Raw genomic sequence first — 889 nt, 5'->3', positions numbered from 1 at the left:
CGTAACAAGGTAGCCGTATCGGAAGGTGCGGCTGGATCACCTCCTTTCTATGGAGAAATACTCATCCTTACGGATGAGAGGCTTTTTACACTGTTTAGTTTTGAAAGAGTAATGATCCCAAGTGGATGATTCCTTTCATATTAGCGCATCAAGCGTGTCATTGAGGGCCTATAGCTCAGCTGGTTAGAGCGCACGCCTGATAAGCGTGAGGTCACAAGTTCAAGTCTTGTTAGGCCCACCATTATAGAACTTAAAACTCTAATATCTAATACGGGGCTATAGCTCAGCTGGGAGAGCGCCTGCCTTGCAAGCAGGAGGTCAGCGGTTCGATCCCGCTTAGCTCCACCATCAAATTGGAAACAATGGATACTTGAAAGTTTAAGAAGAAGATGATAAATTAAACATTGTCGTCTTTTTATGTACCTTGAAAACTAGATAGCAAGAAAAGCAAGGCAAAACATAGGTTAAGCTACAAAGAGCGCACGGTGGATGCCTTGGTGCTAGGAGCCGAAGAAGGACGGGACGAACACCGATATGCCTCGGGGAGCTGTAAGTAAGCATCGATCCGGGGATTTCCGAATGGGGGAACCCATACTTCGTAATGGAAGTATACCCATCCCTGAACACATAGGGGATGAGGAGGCAACCAGGGGAACTGAAACATCTAAGTACCCTGAGGAAGAGAAAGCAAAGAAACTTGGGCCCCACCAAAGTAGTCGGAATAAGCTACAAAGCTTTCCGTCACTTTGGTGGGACTTGAGTGCGATTCCCTAAGTAGCGGCGAGCGAAAAGGGAACAGCCTAAACCGATACCTACGGGTATCGGGGTCGTGGGGCGTCTTATGTGGAGTAAGAAAAAAGGATGGTAGTTGAACAAGTCTGGAAAGGCT

The 889-nt window shown here is 47.1% G+C and carries 2 tRNA genes and 1 rRNA gene; all 3 read left to right on the top strand.

What is annotated here, in order from left to right:
• Nucleotides 1–164 precede the first annotated feature (164 nt).
• Nucleotides 165–241: transfer RNA gene (locus BEN26_RS13820), tRNA-Ile, on the top strand.
• Between the two features lie 31 nt (nt 242–272).
• Nucleotides 273–348, top strand: a tRNA-Ala gene (locus BEN26_RS13815).
• A gap of 114 nt (nt 349–462) precedes the next feature.
• Nucleotides 463–889 (top strand): 23S ribosomal RNA (locus BEN26_RS13810); the annotation flags it as partial.

It is taken from the genome of Tepidibacillus sp. HK-1 (genome assembly GCF_001748485.2).
GTDB lineage: Bacteria > Bacillota > Bacilli > Tepidibacillales > Tepidibacillaceae > Tepidibacillus_B > Tepidibacillus_B infernus.
Note: the sequence above shows the minus strand (reverse complement) of the source record. Positions and strands in the feature narration are given on the sequence as shown.